Origin of the sequence: Janibacter sp. A1S7 (assembly GCF_037198315.1) — a bacterium.
Taxonomy (GTDB): Bacteria; Actinomycetota; Actinomycetes; order Actinomycetales; family Dermatophilaceae; genus Janibacter; species Janibacter alittae.
Map to the genome: position 1 here is coordinate 2,576,411 of NZ_CP144913.1, position 14,928 is coordinate 2,591,338.

Annotated in this window: 16 protein-coding genes and 1 tRNA gene; 5 read left to right on the forward strand and 12 right to left on the reverse strand. The window is 71.1% G+C overall.

Annotated elements, in window-relative coordinates; genetic code table 11:
* Positions 1 to 73: 73 nt before the first annotated feature.
* Positions 74 to 1,195, forward strand: a complete 1,122-nt coding sequence (gene nagA, locus V1351_RS12410; RefSeq protein ID WP_338748512.1) for an N-acetylglucosamine-6-phosphate deacetylase — start codon at positions 74 to 76, stop codon at positions 1,193 to 1,195.
* Positions 1,196 to 1,211: 16 nt separating this feature from the next.
* Here nagA and V1351_RS12415 read toward each other — a convergent pair whose 3' ends face one another.
* Together V1351_RS12415 and V1351_RS12420 are read right to left on the reverse strand one after the other, a co-directional pair.
* The gene (locus tag V1351_RS12415; protein ID WP_338748513.1) at positions 1,212 to 1,772 is read right to left on the reverse strand and encodes a TOPRIM nucleotidyl transferase/hydrolase domain-containing protein; all 561 of its coding nucleotides are present in this window, start codon (positions 1,770 to 1,772) and stop codon (positions 1,212 to 1,214) included.
* 91 nt (positions 1,773 to 1,863) lie between these two features.
* Positions 1,864 to 1,945, reverse strand: a tRNA-Gln gene (locus V1351_RS12420).
* A 112-nt stretch (positions 1,946 to 2,057) separates the two neighbouring features.
* On the opposite strand from V1351_RS12420, the gene V1351_RS12425 reads away from it, so the two are divergent.
* Positions 2,058 to 2,657, forward strand: coding sequence for a TetR/AcrR family transcriptional regulator (locus tag V1351_RS12425; protein ID WP_338752532.1), 600 nt, complete (start codon positions 2,058 to 2,060; stop codon positions 2,655 to 2,657).
* 1 nt (position 2,658) lies between these two features.
* On the opposite strand, the gene V1351_RS12430 is transcribed toward V1351_RS12425, so the two are convergent.
* Positions 2,659 to 3,018: a glyoxalase gene (locus V1351_RS12430; protein WP_338748515.1), complete on the reverse strand. Its 360-nt coding sequence runs from the start codon at positions 3,016 to 3,018 to the stop codon at positions 2,659 to 2,661.
* Positions 3,015 to 3,815, reverse strand: a complete 801-nt coding sequence (locus V1351_RS12435) for a methyltransferase domain-containing protein (protein WP_338748516.1) — start codon at positions 3,813 to 3,815, stop codon at positions 3,015 to 3,017. Before V1351_RS12435 ends, V1351_RS12430 begins: the two co-directional genes overlap by 4 nt.
* 113 nt (positions 3,816 to 3,928) lie before the next feature.
* Here V1351_RS12435 and V1351_RS12440 point away from each other — a divergent pair, with 113 nt between their 5' ends.
* The gene (locus V1351_RS12440; RefSeq protein WP_338748517.1) at positions 3,929 to 4,435 is read left to right on the forward strand and encodes a MarR family winged helix-turn-helix transcriptional regulator; all 507 of its coding nucleotides are present in this window, start codon (positions 3,929 to 3,931) and stop codon (positions 4,433 to 4,435) included.
* Position 4,436: 1 nt separating this feature from the next.
* Here the strand turns inward: V1351_RS12440 and V1351_RS12445 are convergent, their stop codons facing one another.
* The 7 genes from V1351_RS12445 to V1351_RS12475 all read right to left on the reverse strand — a co-directional run bounded on the left by V1351_RS12445 (position 4,437) and on the right by V1351_RS12475 (position 12,921).
* The gene (locus V1351_RS12445; RefSeq protein ID WP_338748519.1) at positions 4,437 to 6,245 is read right to left on the reverse strand and encodes an ABC-F family ATP-binding cassette domain-containing protein; all 1,809 of its coding nucleotides are present in this window, start codon (positions 6,243 to 6,245) and stop codon (positions 4,437 to 4,439) included.
* Positions 6,245 to 7,180, reverse strand: coding sequence for a 4-(cytidine 5'-diphospho)-2-C-methyl-D-erythritol kinase (locus tag V1351_RS12450; protein WP_338748520.1), 936 nt, complete (start codon positions 7,178 to 7,180; stop codon positions 6,245 to 6,247). The genes V1351_RS12445 and V1351_RS12450 overlap by 1 nt, the downstream gene beginning before the upstream one ends.
* A complete protein-coding gene (gene rsmA, locus V1351_RS12455) occupies positions 7,177 to 8,067 on the reverse strand; it encodes a 16S rRNA (adenine(1518)-N(6)/adenine(1519)-N(6))-dimethyltransferase RsmA (RefSeq protein WP_338748522.1) in 891 nt (296 codons plus the stop codon). Before rsmA ends, V1351_RS12450 begins: the two co-directional genes overlap by 4 nt.
* Before the next feature lie 110 nt (positions 8,068 to 8,177).
* On the reverse strand, positions 8,178 to 9,392 hold the full coding sequence (locus V1351_RS12460; protein ID WP_338748523.1) for a ubiquitin-like domain-containing protein: 1,215 nt from the start codon (positions 9,390 to 9,392) through the stop codon (positions 8,178 to 8,180).
* 172 nt (positions 9,393 to 9,564) lie between these two features.
* The gene (locus V1351_RS12465; RefSeq protein ID WP_422388979.1) at positions 9,565 to 10,440 is read right to left on the reverse strand and encodes a TatD family hydrolase; all 876 of its coding nucleotides are present in this window, start codon (positions 10,438 to 10,440) and stop codon (positions 9,565 to 9,567) included.
* Complete coding sequence (gene metG / locus V1351_RS12470; RefSeq protein WP_338748526.1) at positions 10,440 to 12,239, reverse strand: methionine--tRNA ligase; 1,800 nt, start codon at positions 12,237 to 12,239, stop codon at positions 10,440 to 10,442. The genes V1351_RS12465 and metG overlap by 1 nt, the downstream gene beginning before the upstream one ends.
* Positions 12,240 to 12,330: 91 nt before the next feature.
* Complete coding sequence (locus tag V1351_RS12475; RefSeq protein WP_338748527.1) at positions 12,331 to 12,921, reverse strand: TetR/AcrR family transcriptional regulator; 591 nt, start codon at positions 12,919 to 12,921, stop codon at positions 12,331 to 12,333.
* Positions 12,922 to 13,044: 123 nt separating this feature from the next.
* On the opposite strand from V1351_RS12475, the gene V1351_RS12480 reads away from it, so the two are divergent.
* Positions 13,045 to 13,230, forward strand: coding sequence for a hypothetical protein (locus tag V1351_RS12480; RefSeq protein ID WP_338748528.1), 186 nt, complete (start codon positions 13,045 to 13,047; stop codon positions 13,228 to 13,230).
* Between the two features lie 77 nt (positions 13,231 to 13,307).
* Positions 13,308 to 14,105, forward strand: coding sequence for a CPBP family intramembrane glutamic endopeptidase (locus V1351_RS12485; RefSeq protein ID WP_338748529.1), 798 nt, complete (start codon positions 13,308 to 13,310; stop codon positions 14,103 to 14,105).
* Between the two features lie 75 nt (positions 14,106 to 14,180).
* On the opposite strand, the gene V1351_RS12490 is transcribed toward V1351_RS12485, so the two are convergent.
* Positions 14,181 to 14,924 (reverse strand): succinate dehydrogenase/fumarate reductase iron-sulfur subunit, encoded by a 744-nt coding sequence (locus tag V1351_RS12490; protein WP_338748530.1) that lies wholly within the window; start codon positions 14,922 to 14,924, stop codon positions 14,181 to 14,183.
* Between the last annotated feature and the right edge of the window lie 4 nt (positions 14,925 to 14,928).

Sequence of the window (14,928 nt, forward strand, 5' to 3'; positions counted from 1 at the left end):
TGGGCCGCGCGGCCACTCTATCCGCCCCCGGGCGGGTGGTGCGCCGCGGGACGTCTGCGGAGAGGATGGGGACGTGATCCTCACCGCTGACCACCTCATCACACCGGCTCGGACCTGTGCCGCGGCGTGGGTACGCGTCGATGGCGACCGCATCCTCGAGGTGGGCGAAGGACGTCCCCCCTCTCCTGCCGACCGCCACCTGCCGGGGACGCTCGTCCCCGGTTTCGTCGACGTGCACTGCCACGGCGGTGGCGGCGCGTCGTTCACCACCGGGGACGCCAGCGATGCCCAGCAGGTCGTCGCCGCGCACCTGCGCCACGGCACGACGAGCCTCGTCGCCAGCCTGGTCACCGACGGGATCGACGAGCTGGAGCGGTCCGTACGCGCCCTCGGCCAGCTCGTCACGGACGGCCAGCTGGCCGGGGTCCACCTCGAGGGCCCGTGGCTGTCCCGCGACTACTGCGGCGCCCACGAGCCGACGCTGTTGCGGCCCCCTTCGCCCGAGGAGGTCGACCGACTGCTGGCGGCCGGTGACGCCGCCGTGACGATGGTGACGATCGCCCCCGAGCTCGACGGTGCGATCGACGCGGTGCGGCGCCTGGTCCGGGCCGGTGTCGTCGTCGGGGTCGGACACACCGACGCGACGTGGGAGCAGGCGCGCGAGGCGATCGACGCCGGAGCCACCGTCGCGACGCACCTGTTCAACCAGATCCGCCCGCTGCACCACCGGCGCCCCGGACCCATTGCCGCCCTGCTGGAGGACGAGCGGGTGTGGGTGGAGCTGGTCTCCGACGGCACCCACGTCCACCCGGCCATGCTGCGACTGGCGCGAACTGGCGCGCCCGAGCGGATCATGCTCGTCACCGACGCGATGGGTGCCGCCGCTGCCGAGGACGGCGACTACCGCCTCGGGCCGATCCACGTGCGGGTGCGTGACGGGATCGCCCGCACACCCACGGGCGCGATCGCCGGGTCGACGTTGACCATGGCGGGGGCGGTGCGGCACAGCGTCGCGAGCGGCTTCACGCTCGAGCAGGCCGTCGACGCCGCCACCCGCGCCCCGGCCGCGGCGCTCGGTCTGGCCGACGTCGGAGAGATCCGGCGCGGAGCCCGGGCTGACTTCGTGGTGCTGGACGGCGATCTCGGGGTCACGCACGTGATGCGCGCCGGCGTCTGGGTGACACGCCACCGGTGATCCCGGCGGCGCGCGCTCACCACTGCTCGAGCACGGCCATGAGCGGTGCGGGCGCCTCCCCGAGCTCCATGGCCTCGACGAAGACCTCGGCGTACCTGGCCTTCCGCCCCGACTGCGCCCCGAGGAATCGTCGAAGCACCGCCTCGGTGGGCCTTCCGCGGTGGGCCGGCATGTGCGCGAGACGACGCAGCGAGCGGCCATCGCCTGCCTGCTCGACCGCCGCCACGGCCCGTCCCGCGCCGAGGGTGCGGATGAGCTCGTCCTCCAGATCGACGACGCAGGCGTGGAAGCCGGTCGCCGCCAGGGCATCGATCTCACGCTCGCCCGTGACGCCGGCTGCCGCGAGCCCAACCCGCAGCTGCTGCTTCTCGCCGATGTCGTAGAGACCGGCGAGGCGGACGTCGAGTCCGCGTGGTCCGTACCTCGTCGCGAAGGCACGGACGTTGCCGATACCGCCCATGGGGACGATCTCGACCCCCTCGCCCGGCAGGTCCCGGCCGAGGCGCCGGGCGAGGGCGTGCAGGGCCACCCGGTCGCTGTTGCCCTCGACGAGGACGACGGCCTGCGGTGCACTCACCGAACCATTGGGCGGCCGTGCCCGGTCACGTGTCAATCGTTCGCCTCCGGCACGCCTGGCCGACGTGGAGCTCGCTGCGCGCGGTCACGGCTGGCTCCCCGGGTAGGAGTCGAACCTACGTCGCTAGTCCTGATTCAAAGTCAGGCGGGCCCTGCCGACAGACCAACCGGGGAACGCCGCCCATCGGCGGCACGGGACAGGGTAGTCCACGCGCGGGCGGCGCCCATCACGGACAATGGGTCCATGACCGATCACGAGGACGTCGAGCGCCCCCGGCGATCACGCATGACCGGCGCGGCCCGTCGCGAGCAGCTCGTGGCCGTGGGGCGGCGGGCCTTCGCCGCGAAGGGGGTGGACGGCACCTCGGTCGAGGAGGTGGCGGCTGCGGCAGAGGTGTCCAAGCCGGTCGTGTACGAGCACTTCGGCGGCAAGGAGGGCCTCTACGCCGTCGTCGTCGACCGTGAGCTGCGGGCCCTGACCGAGGCGGTCACCGCGACCCTGACCGCGGGCGGCACCGACCGCGAGACCCTGGAGCGGGCCGCGCTCGCTCTCCTGGACTACATCGAGGCCTCCCCCGACGGCTTCCGCATCCTCGTGCGTGACGTCTCCGGCACCGCACCGACCGGCACGTACGCGTCGCTGCTCTCCGACGTCGCCGGTCAGGTCTCGCACATCCTGAGGGAGGCCTTCGTCCGCCGCTCGATCGACCCGACGCACGCACCCATGTACGCGCAGATGCTCGTCGGGATGATGTCACTGACCGGTCAGTGGTGGCTCGAGACCCGCACGCCCACCAAGGAGGAGGTCGCCGCGCACGTGGTCAACCTCGCCTGGAACGGGCTCGCCGGGCTCGAGGAACCGCCCCGGCTCCGCAGCCACCGCTGACTCAGACCTGCTGCAGCTCCACCCGGTTGCCCACCGGGTCGTCGGTGTGGAAGCGCCGGAGCCCGGGGATGGACTCGTCCCACCGGACCGGATGGCCGGCGGCGGCCACCCCCTTCGCCACCGCATCGAGGTCATCGACGAGGAAGCACGGGTGCGCCGTGAGTGCCGGGCGGAAGTCCGCCTGCACACCACAGTGCAGCTGCCGGTCACCCGCCTGGAACCACGCACCACCGCGCGCGGCGAGGGCGGACGGCTTGGGGATCTCGGGCATCCCGAGCAGCTGCCCGTAGTACGCGCGCAACTCGTCCTCGCTGCCGGCCGGGCAGGCGATCTGCACGTGGTGCAGCCCGACGACGCTCACGGCGTGTGGCCCACCGCGAAGACCCGACGGAAGGGCAGGAGCACCCCCGCCGGCGTACGCGGGTAGGCCTGCTGGACCTTCTCGGCATAGGTGGCGATGAACTCCTCCCGCTCCTCGGCCTCGTCGAGGACGTCGAGCATCGGCTTCAGGCCCGTGCCGGTCACCCAGTCGAGGACCGGGTTGTCGCTCTCCCCCGCCGGATCGAGGACGTGCGTGTAGGTCGTCTCCCAGGCCTCGACGGCGAGGCCGTGCGCGCTGATGATCTGCAGGTAGGTCGCCGGCTCACCGGCGCCGTACCGGGTACTCGCCGCCTCCAGCTCACCACTGCGCGCGTGTGCGACGGCCGTCTCGCGCATGAGCGCATGCGTCGGGGCGTCGAAGTTGCCCGGCACCTGCATCGCGAACCAGCCGCCGGGGGCGAGCAGGTCGAGCCACCCCTCGATGAGGGGGAGGTGGCGCGGGACCCACTGCAGCGCAGCGTTGGTCACGATGACGTCAGGCGCGGCTCCCGTACCGGAGAGGTCCCACTCGGCCAGGTCGGCTTCGACCCACTCGACACGGCCCTCGGTGTCGAGTCGGCGGGCGGCCGCCAGCATCTCGACACTGTTGTCGACACCCACGACCCGGGCGTCGGGCCAGCGCTGGGCGAGGGAGAGCGTCGTCGGCCCGTGCCCGCAGCCGAGGTCGATGACGAGCCGGGGGTCCTCGGCGTCCACCCGGGCCATCAAGTCCTCGAACGGCCGGGTCCGCTCGCTCGAGAACTGGCCGTACCGACTGGGGTCCCACGTCACTGCCATGTCGCCTCCTCGTTGCTGGTGCCCGAGAGCCTAACCGTCGACACCCCGTCCCCGGTGGCTGAGCGCCGACATACTTCGACGTCAAGATTCACGATGGCAGGTACGGTTTGGGGATGACCAGCCGCCACGACCCCGCCGACGACGTCGACGCCATCGTCGAGGCCTGGCGTCGCGAGCGCCCCGATCTCGACATCGAGCCGCTGCACGTCTTCTCGCGCGTCACCCGGCTGGCGCGCCTGCTGGACCTCGACCGGATGAGCGCCTTCGAGCAGCACTCGCTCGAGGGCTGGGAGTTCGACGTGCTCTCCGCGCTGCGTCGCGCCGGCGACCCGTACCAGCTCTCCCCCGGACGCCTCGTGCAGGAGACGCTCGTGACCTCCGGGACGATGACCAACCGCATCGACCGCCTCGCGACGAAGGGCTGGGTGGCGCGCCTGCCCTCTCCCACCGACCGACGCGGGGTCATCGTGCACCTGACCTCGGACGGCCGGGAGCGCGTCGACGCCGCGATGGCCGACCTGCTCACCCGCGAGCGCGAGCTGCTCGCCTCGATGCCCGGCGATGAGCGCACCGCCCTGACCGCCGCGCTCCGGCGGCTGCTCGCCCCCTTCGAGGGCTGAGTCAGCCGACGAGCTCGGCGGCCTCCAGCCACTCCAGCTCGAGCATCTCCTTCTCCCGGGCCAGCTCCCCGAGCGTGGCGTTGAGATCGGCCAGCTTCTCGTGGTCGTGCACCGCGTCCGCCATCGCGTGCTGCAGCTTCTCCTCGCGCTCGCTGATCTTGGTCAGCTGCTTCTCCACGCGCGCCATCGTCTTGCGGGCCTCGCGCTGTGCGGCGGGGTCGACCTCCGGCTCCGCCCGCGCGGGCGAAGGGGGCGGTGCTCCCCCCGTCCCCGTGGTCGCCACCGGCATCTGCGAGCGCAGCCGGAGGTACTGCTCGACTCCCCCGGGCAGATCGCGGATGCGGCCGTCGCCCAGCAGGGCCACCTGGCGGTCGGAGAGCCGCTCGAGGAGGTAGCGGTCGTGACTGACGACGAGCAGGGTGCCGGCCCATCCGTCGAGGACGTCCTCGAGCTGGGTCAGGGTCTCGATGTCGAGGTCGTTCGTCGGCTCGTCGAGGAGCAGGACGTTGGGCTCGTCCATGAGCAGCCGCAGGATCTGCAGTCGACGCCGCTCGCCACCGGAGAGCTCGCGGACCCGGGTCTGCTGGCGTCCGCCGGAGAAGCCGAGCCGTTTGGCCAGGTGGGAGGCACTGACCTCCTTGTTGCCGAGCATCGTCACCTTGCGCACGTCCTCGACCGCCTCGATGACGGTGCGGTCGATGAAGCGCTCGAGCTCGCCGACCTCCTGGGTGAGGTGCCCGATGCGCACGGTCAGGCCCTGCTTGCGCTTGCCGGAGGTCAGCGGGATCTCCCCGGAGAGGACGCGCAGGAGCGTGGACTTGCCCGCGCCGTTGACGCCGACGACCCCGATCCGCTCGCCGGGACCGAGGTGCCACGTGACCCGGGAGAGCAGCTCGCGCTGCCCGAGCTCGAGGGATGCGTCGAGGAGGTCGATGACGTCCTTGCCCAGCCGGGTCGTGGCGAAGCGGACGAGCTCGACCCCATCGCGCGGCGGCGGCTCGTCCTCGATGAGGGCGTTGGCCGCGTCGATGCGGAACTTCGGCTTGCTCGTGCGCGCGGGCGGACCGCGCCGCAGCCAGGCCAACTCCTTGCGCAGGAGGTTGTTGCGCCGCTCTGCGGTGACGCGGGCGATCCGCTCGCGCTCGGCCTTCGCGAGCACGTAGGCCGCGTAGCCGCCGTCGTACTGCTCGACCCGGCCCTCGACGACCTCCCAGGTGCGCTCGGCGACGGCGTCGAGGAACCACCGGTCGTGGGTGATGGTCGCCAGCGACCGGTCCGGCCGCGCCCACCGGTTGACCAGGTGGTCGGCCAGCCAGGCCACGCCCTCGACGTCGAGGTGGTTCGTCGGCTCGTCGAGCAGGAGGACCTCCGGATCGTCGACGAGGACCTTGGCCAGGGCGAGGCGGCGGCGCTCGCCACCGGACATCGGGCCGACGTGGGCGTCGAGCCCACCGAGGGCCGGCGCACCGAGACCACCGAGGAGACCGGTGACGACGTCACGGATGCGCGCGTCGCCGGCCCACTCGTGCTCGGCCCGGTCACCGAGGACGACCTGCGCGACCGTGGCCCGCGGATCGAGCGTGTCGGCCTGTGTGAGCATCCCGACCCGGACGTGCCCGCCGAAGGTCACCCGTCCGTCGTCGACCGCGTGCTCACCGGCCAGGACCCTCAGCAGGGTGGACTTGCCGCCACCGTTGCGGCCGACGACGCCGACCCGGTCACCCTCGGCGAGGCCGAGCGAGACGTCGTCGAGGATGTGTGCGGTGCCGAGCGTCAGGCGGGCGCGCTCGACGGAGATCAGGTTGGCCATCAGACTCGTGTCGTCGGGATGATGTGGGCGCCGGCCACCGGGCCGGTCGCGCGCAGGATGTCGCCGGCCACGCCGGACGCGGTCAACGAGACGGCGAGGTCGATCGCGCCCTCGGTCGACTCGGCGAGGACGGCGACGGTCGGGCCGGACCCGGAGACGATCGCGGCCAGCGCGCCGAAGCCCATCGCGGCCTCGATGACCTCACCGATGTCAGGACGCAGGCCGATCGCGTCCGGCTGCAGGTCGTTGTCGAGCACCGGCGCCAGCGCCATCGGGTCGCCGGCACGCAGGGCGCTCATCAGCGCGGCGCTGGGGGTCGGGTCCTCGATGGCCATGCCGGCCATCCGCTCGTCGAAGGCGCGGTACACGGCGGGAGTGGACAACCCCGCATCGACGGACGGGACGAAGACCCAGTGGTACGCCCCCTTCGCCAGCACGGCGGTGACCACCTCGCCGCGGCCGGAGCCGACGGCAGTGCCACCGTGGAGCAGGAAGGGGACGTCACTGCCGATCTCCGCGGCGACCTCGTCGAGGTCGTCCTTGGACAGTCCGGTCCCCCACAGGGCGTCGCACGCGAGCAGCGCCGCGGCAGCATCGGCCGACCCGCCGGCCATCCCGCCGGCGACGGGGATCTCCTTGCGGATCGACAGGTGCACGGGGTCCTGGCCGCCGGTGCGCTCCGCGAGCATCCGGGCGGCCGTGAGCGCGAGGTTGCCCTCGCCGGTCGGCACGCGGTCGGCGTCGCGCCCGGAGACCGAGCAACCCCACTCGTTGTCGTACGCGGCGGTGACCTCGTCGTGGATCCCCACGGCCTGGTAGACGGTCGCCAGCGAGTGGTAGCCGTCCTCGCCGCGTGGCCCGACGAAGAGCTCGAGGTTGATCTTCGCCGGAACGCGCACGGTCACGCCCATGGGCGAATCGAGCGGAGAGGTCATGTCGTCACCCTAGCCATGAGCTCGGCGGCGATCCGGGCGAACCCGGCGACGTCGACCTGCTCACCGCGGGTGCGCGGGTCGAACCCGGCGGCCACGAGAGCGTCCTCGGCGGCCTCGCCGGAGCCGGCGAGGCCGCGCAGGGCCGCCCGCAGCGTCTTGCGCCGCTGGGCGAAGGCGGCGTCGATCACCGCGAAGACCTGCTCACGGGTGGCGCTCGTCTCCGGTGGCGCGTGCCGCACCAGCTCGACGAGACCGGAGTCGACATTGGGTACCGGCCAGAAGACGCTGCGCGGGACCTTGCCGGCCAGCCGCACCCGAGCCCACCACTCGGCCTTGACACTCGGCACCCCGTAGACCTTGCTCCCGGGGGTGGCGGCGAGTCGCTCGGCCACCTCGAGCTGGACCATCACCAGCACGCGCTCGATCGACGGGAAGACCTCGAGGAAGCGCAGCACGACCGGCACCGAGACGTTGTAGGGCAGGTTGGCCACGAGCGCCGTCGGTGGCGGTCCCGGCAGGTCGTTCACGCGCATCGCATCCGCGTGGACGACGTCGAGGCGGTCCGCGACGTCCGGCGCGAACTGCTCGACCGTGCCCGGCAGTGCCTCGGCGAGCACCGGATCGACCTCGACGGCGGTGACGCGTCCCGCGGTCCCGACGAGCGCCAGCGTCAGCGAGCCCAGCCCGGGGCCGATCTCGACGACGTGGTCCTGCTCGGTCACCCGACCGGCGCGCACGATGCGGCGCACGGTGTTGGCGTCGACGACGAAGTTCTGACCCCACTGCTTCGTCGGGCGCACCCCGAGCCGGTCGGCGAGCTCACGCACGGCACCCGCCCCGAGCAGGCCGTGGGCTCCCCCTTCGCCCGGGGTGGTGGGATCGGTCATGGGAGGGACTCTATTGGTGCCGGACGAGGTGCGTGCACGCGACACCGGACCCCCGGACCACATCATGTGGGTCCGGGGGTCCGGTGGTGGCGAAGGGAGTGGCCGACCGCCTACGCGCAGCCCCAGGGCGACGTGCCGCGGCTGGCGTAGACCCGGTTGGCGACGGTGATCTGCTCCGCACGCGAGGCCAGGTCGGCCCGCGGGGCGAAGTCACCGCCGCCGGCACCGAGCCAGGTGCCGCTGTCGAACTGCAGACCGCCGTAGTACCCGTTGCCGGTGTTGATCGACCAGTTGCCCGTCGACTCGCACTGGGCGATCCGGTCCCACATCCCGGATCGGGCCAGGTTCAGCCCGGCGCCGGACGAACTCGTGCTGCTGCTCGAGGAGCTCGACGGGGAGCTGCTGGAGGACGAACCACCGGAAGCTGAGCGGCTGGACGAGGAGCGGCTGCTCGACGAGGTCGACGCGGGCTCCGGCTTCGGCGCGGGCTCGGCCTTGGTGCCGACCACGACGATCTTCGAGACCGGCTTCGCGGTGACCGTGCTGCCGGTCTCCTTGGTCCTGACCTCGTCACCGTTCTTGTAGGTGACCTCGAGGGTGACGGACTCGGTGCCGTTCTTGCCTTCGCGCTCGACCTTCCGGGTTCCCTCGGTGAGCGAGGAGTCCTTCGTGGTCTCGGTCGTGAAGGGGAGCGACTGCTTCTTCGTCGTGGTCTTGCGCTCGATGCGGTCGAGTGTGACCTTCATGTCGTCGCGCAGGCGTGCATCCGCGCCGGGCTTGATCCTGTCGTTCGAGTCGAACGCGATCTTCGCCTCCTTCAGCGCGTCCTCGACCGTGCCCGCGGTGACGGTCTCGGTCGACTTCTTGCCCGCGACGACGAAGGTGATGTCCTTGGGGGTGTTGACCTTCAGGTCGAGCCCCTGGCGGCCGATCGTCTGGCTGCGGGAGGCGGACAGCTTCGCGTCCTCGCCGCCTCGGATGCCCAGTTCCTTCAGCGCCTGGCCGACGGTCGTGGCCGTGGTCCAGTAGGTGCGCTCCTGGCCGTCCACGGTCAGGCTCAGCTTGCGGCCGTACCGCACGACGATCGTCTGGTCGTTCTCGACGGGGGTCTCCACCGAGGGCGTGACGACATCGTGCTTCTTGATGTCGATGCCCTGCTTGTCGAGGACGTCACCGACGGTGCCTCCGAAGGCGTGCACGGTCGAGGTGTCCCCGTCGACGGACAGCGCCACGGACTTGTCCATGACGACGACGCCGGAGACGCCGATCGCCAGGGCGCCGACGACGCCGGCCTGGGTGATGCGGCGGATGGCGAGTGAACTCACTGTGCTCCGATTGATAGCTCTTCCCGGGCTCCGGTGTGCTCGCACAGGATCCCCCGGGAATGGCGGGTCCGGTGTCGGCGAGCATTCAGGGGAACCGGTCCCGGCCAACGGCGCACCACAATGCCTGACCGAAAACGCTCAGGTCAATTTTTGATAACGGAAGCGACGGACATCACCATGGTCCGTACACTCGCGCGGCGTTGTCCGAGACCGCCGCGCACATGGTCGCCACGTCCACTCCCCGGGCGCGCGCCATGCCACGGACGGTGTGCGGCAACAGGTATGGCGCATTCGCGTTGCCTCGCTCCGGGGACGGGGTGAGGTAGGGCGCGTCGGTCTCGGCGAGCATCTGGTCCAGCGGGGTGATCGCCAGGGCCTCGCGCACCTCATGGGCACTCTTGAAGGTCACCGTGCCGGCAAAGGAGAGCAGGTAACCCCGCTCGATGCACTCGCGCGCCATCGCGACGTCACCGCTGAAGCAGTGCAGGACGGTCACCTCGGGGGCGCCCTCCTGCGCGAGGACGCGCAGGACGTCGTCGTGGCTGTCCCGGTCGTGGATCTGCAGCGGCTTGCCCGTGCGCTTCGCCAGGTCGATGTGCCAGCGGAAGGACTCCTCCTGCACCGCGTGCCCCTCCGGCCCGGTACGGAAGTGGTCCAGGCCGCTCTCGCCGATCGCACGGATGCGTGGGTGGTCGGCCAGACGCTCGATCTCGTCCCACGCGGCCTGCAGCCGACCGGCACCGGCGAGTGCGGGGACCTCGTTGGGGTGCAGGGCGACCGCGCCGAGCATGCTCGGGTGTCGATCGACCTGGTCGACGGTGAAGCGGGCGCTGACGAGATCGCAACCGACCTGGACGACCCGATCGACACCGACGCTCGCGGCCTCGGCGAGGGCCGCTGCCACGTCCCGGGTCGTGCGCTCGTCCGGACCGTCGGGGGCGATGGCGTCCGGCACGTCCCGGCGCCGGATGTCCAGGTGGGTGTGGTTGTCGACCACGGCGATGGGAAGGGGGTCGGGTCGCGCCGGCACGACGCCTCGCCCACCCATCAGGCGTCTTCCGACAGGGCCGCGCGCTCGGTCCCGACGACGACCTCGGCGTCGAGCTTGGTGAAGACCGGCTTCGGCTTGGCGATGGTCCTGCCGATGGTCACCGGCGTGCTCTCCCAGGCGGGGAAACCGGAGTAGTCACCGGTGATGATCTCGTACCCGGGGCCACCGTCGAGGTCCTCGACGGCGTCGACCCGCGGCATCGGCACCAGCTCGCCGGCACCACCGAGCACCGCGTCGACCCGGTTGGCCGCGTGCGGGAGGAAGGGAGCGAGCAGCAGGTTGCAGTCGCTGACGCACTGGAGCAGCGTGTGCAGCACCGTCGCGAGCCGCTCGCGCTGGTCATCGCCCTTCAGCCGGAAGGGCTCGGTGGCGGTGACGTACTTGTTGACATCGCCGACGACGCGCATCGTCTCGGCCAGGGCCGCCTTCTGGCGGTGCCGACCGAGCAGGCCACCGACCTCGTCGAAGGCACCCCGCACCCGCGCGAGGACGGCCTCGTCGACGTCCTCGAGCGCCCCCGGCTGCGGGACCTCGCCGAAGTTCTTGGCGACCATCGACGCCGTGCGGTTGACGAGGTTGCCCCACCCGCCGACGAGCTCGGCGTTGTTGCGCTGGACGAAGTCCGGCCAGGTGAAGTCGGCGTCGTGGCTCTCCGGGCCGGCCGCGCAGATGTAGTAGCGCAGCGCGTCGGGCCCGTAGTCCTCGAGCACGTGCCGGACGTGGATCACGTGCCCGCGGCTGGAGGAGAAGGCCCGGCTCTCCATCGTGAGGAACTCGCTCGAGACGACTTCGGTCGGCAGGTTCAGCTCCCCGTACTCACCGGGGGTTCCCCCCTTCGCCCCCTTGCCGGCGTAGGCGAGCAGCTCCGCCGGCCAGATCTGGGAGTGGAAGGTGATGTTGTCCTTGCCCATGAAGTAGTAGGACAGGGCCTGCGGGTCGTTCCACCACTGGCGCCACAGGTCGGGGTCGCCCTGGCGACGGGCCCACTCGATGGACGCCGAGAGGTAGCCGATGACCGCGTCGAACCACACGTAGAAGCGCTTGGTCGGGTACTTCTCCCCGAGCTCACCCGGCAGCGGGATGCCCCAGTCGATGTCACGGGTCATCGCCCGCGGACGGATGTCGTCGAGGATGTTCATGCTGAAGCGGATGACGTTGGGCCGCCACGTCCCGGTCGCCTCACGACCCTCGAGGTACTCACGCAGGGCATCGGCCAGCGACGGCAGGTCGAGGAAGAAGTGCTCGGTCTCGCCGAACTGCGGGGTCGAGCCGTCGATCTTGCTGCGCGGATCCTTCAGGTCGCTCGGCTCGAGCTGGTTGCCGCAGTTGTCGCACTGGTCGCCACGGGCCTCGTCGTACCCGCAGATCGGGCAGGTGCCCTCGATGTAGCGGTCGGGCAGCGTGCGGCCGGTGCGCGGGTCGATCGCCACCGCCTGCGTCTGCTCGATGAAGTAGCCGTTGGCCCGGCACTGCTCGAACATGTGCTGCGCCACCCGGTAGTGGTTGCGTGCCGTCGTGCGCGTGTAGAGGTCGTAGGAGCAGCCCAGGTCGGCGAGCTCGTGGGTGATCGTCGAGTGGTGGACGTCGACGAGCTCGCGTGCGGTGGTCCCCTGCTTGTCGGCGAGGACGAGGATCGGCGTGCCGTGCTCGTCCGAGCCGCTGACCATGAGGACGTCGTTGCCCGCCATGCGCATGTACCGGCTGAAGACGTCCGAGGGCACCCCGAAGCCGGCGACGTGACCGAGGTGGCGGGGACCGTTCGCGTACGGCCAGGCGACGCAGGAGAGAACCTTCATGGTTGCTCATCCTAGGTTCCCGCCGTTGCGCCCTCGCCCAGCCGGGCCACGACGACGGGCGAAGGGGGTGGGTCACCCCGGCGGGAGTCGATCAGTCCTGCGGGATGAAGGCGGTGATGATGCGGTGGCCGATGTCGCGCACGAAGGCCTCGCGCTCGGGCTCCGGACGCAGGAGCGCCGCGCTGAGCACACCCTCCATCGCGGCGATGATCGCCTGCGCGGAGGTCTGGACGTCGTCGACCTCGGCGAGGGCGAGGATCTGCCCGACGATGCCCTCGATGCGCTCGCGGGCCGGCTCCATCGCCGCCGCGATCTCGGGCTCGCGGGCCACCTCCTGGGCCAGCTCGGCCTTGGCGATCAACGCATCCGGCTCGCGCAACCAGCCGGCAAAGAGGTCCAGGGCGCTCTGGATGAGTGCCTCATCGGTCTCGCCCGCCTGCTGCCGGCCGGCCAGGACCTCGACGTTGTCGATGAGACCGGCGGCGATGAACTCCGTCAGGGCGGTCACGAGGGCCATGCGGGTGCGCAGGTAGCCGGAGGTGCTCCCCTGGGGCAGTCCCGCCTCGGCGTCCACGGCGCGATGGGTCAGCCCACGCATGCCTCGCGCGGCCACGACCCGCGTCGCGGCCTCGAGGATCAGCTGCATCCTCGGGGACAGGCCCGAGGTCTCCTTGACGCCCATTGCGGTCACGGTACCCGGCGCACCGCGGCGCCGGCCCGGGTGTGCGACGTGGCACGACTTGACGCCGACCTTCTACAGGCGTAGATTCACCAACGTCTTCAACAGATGTAGAAAGGTCTGATCATGAGCATCTCCTCCGTCACCACGTTCCTCACCGCTTCACTGATCCTGGCGGGGATCGCGCTGGCCTTCCTCGTCCTGTCCGTCGCGGTCGTCGCCGTGCCGTACTTCGTCGCCAACCACCGCACCCGGGTCGCACGCCGCGAGCCCCTCATCGGGTACTACCGGCGCCAGATCATCCTGGGCTGACCACGGTTGGGACCGCCCCCCTTCGCCCCCGCACGGTGTGGCGAGGCTGCACGCAACCGGGTCCCTAGAGTGGGGACATGCCAGCAGCCAGTGCGCCCGTGGAGCGCGTCGGACCCCCGGAGCGCCTCGCCCCACGCACGGCGCTGACCGAGTCCGTACTCGTCCTCGGGGTCTCCCTCGGCGCCTCGGCCATCTGGTCGGTGCTGTCGCTCGTTCGCAAGTTCACCGCAGGCGAGTCCCTCTCCACCCAGGTGACCGCGATGAACCAGTCCGTCACACCTGACCGGCCCTGGCTCGATCTGACCCACCAGCTGGTCGGCATCGGTCTTGCGCTGGTCCCGGTCGTGCTGGCCCTGCACCTGCTGGCCCGCCAGCACCCCCACCCGCTCCGGCTCATCGGGCTCGACCGTCGGGCTCCCTTGCGCGACCTCGGCCAGGGCCTCGGTCTCGCCGCCGTGATCGGCATCCCCGGGCTGGGCCTCTACCTCGCCGCCCGCGCCCTGGACCTGAACACCACGGTGGCCGCCGCCGATCTGGGCACCGTCTGGTGGACCGTCCCCGTCCTGGTCCTCGCTGCCGGCAAGAACGCCGTGCTCGAGGAAGTCATCATGCTCGGCTACCTCTTCACCCGGTGGCGTGAGGCCGGCTGGTCGCCCCTGGCCATCGTCGTCGTCAGCGCCCTCGTCCGCGGCAGCTACCACCTCTACCAGGGTCTGGGTGGCTTCGTCGGGAACGTCGCGATGGGCCTGCTCCTCGGCGCGGTCTACCTCAGGATCCGGCGCACCGCGCCCATGATCATCGCCCACTGGGTCATCGACATCGTCGCCTTCGTCGGCTATGCGCTACTCGTCAGCCGAGTGGGTTGGCTCGGCTGAGCCCCGCGCCGGGACGCGGCCCGGACGAGCGAAGGGCCCGCGCCGAGGAATCGGTGCGGGCCCTTGCTGGTGCGCTCAGCGGTTGCTTCCGGCCGCGTTGCGCAAGTCGGCGTTGAGCTGGCTGATGACGTCCAGCGGGATCCCCTTCGGGCAGGCGTGGCTGCACTCGCCGATGTTGGTGCAGCCGCCGAAACCCTCTTCGTCGTGCTGGTCGACCATCGAGACCACACGCGCAGAACGCTCGGCCTGACCCTGCGGGAGCTCACCGAGGTGGGTGATCTTCGCGCCGAGGAAGAGCATGCCCGAGGCATTCGGGCACGCAGCCACGCACGCACCGCAGCCGATGCACTCGGCTGCCATGAAGGCGCGGTCGGCGTTCTGCTTCGGCACCGGGGTCGCATGGGCATCCGGGGCGGCACCGGTGTTGACCGAGATGTAGCCGCCGGACTCGATGATCCGGTCGAAGGAACCGCGGTCGACCACGAGGTCCTTGATGATCGGGAAGGCACTGGCCCGCCAGGGCTCGACGGTGATCACCTCGCCGTCGGTGAACGTGCGCATGTGCAGCTGGCACGTCGTCGTGCGCTCTGGGCCGTGCGCCTCACCGGAGATCATCAGGCCGCACATGCCGCAGATGCCCTCACGACAGTCGCTGTCGAAGGCGATCGGGTCCTCGCCCTCCGTCACGAGCCGCTCGTTGAGGACGTCGAGCATCTCCAAAAAGGACATGTCCGGGGAGACGTCGGTCATCTCGTAGGTCACGAGGTCACCCTTCGTGGCGGGTCCCTCCTGACGCCAGACCTTCAGGGTCAGATTCATTCCA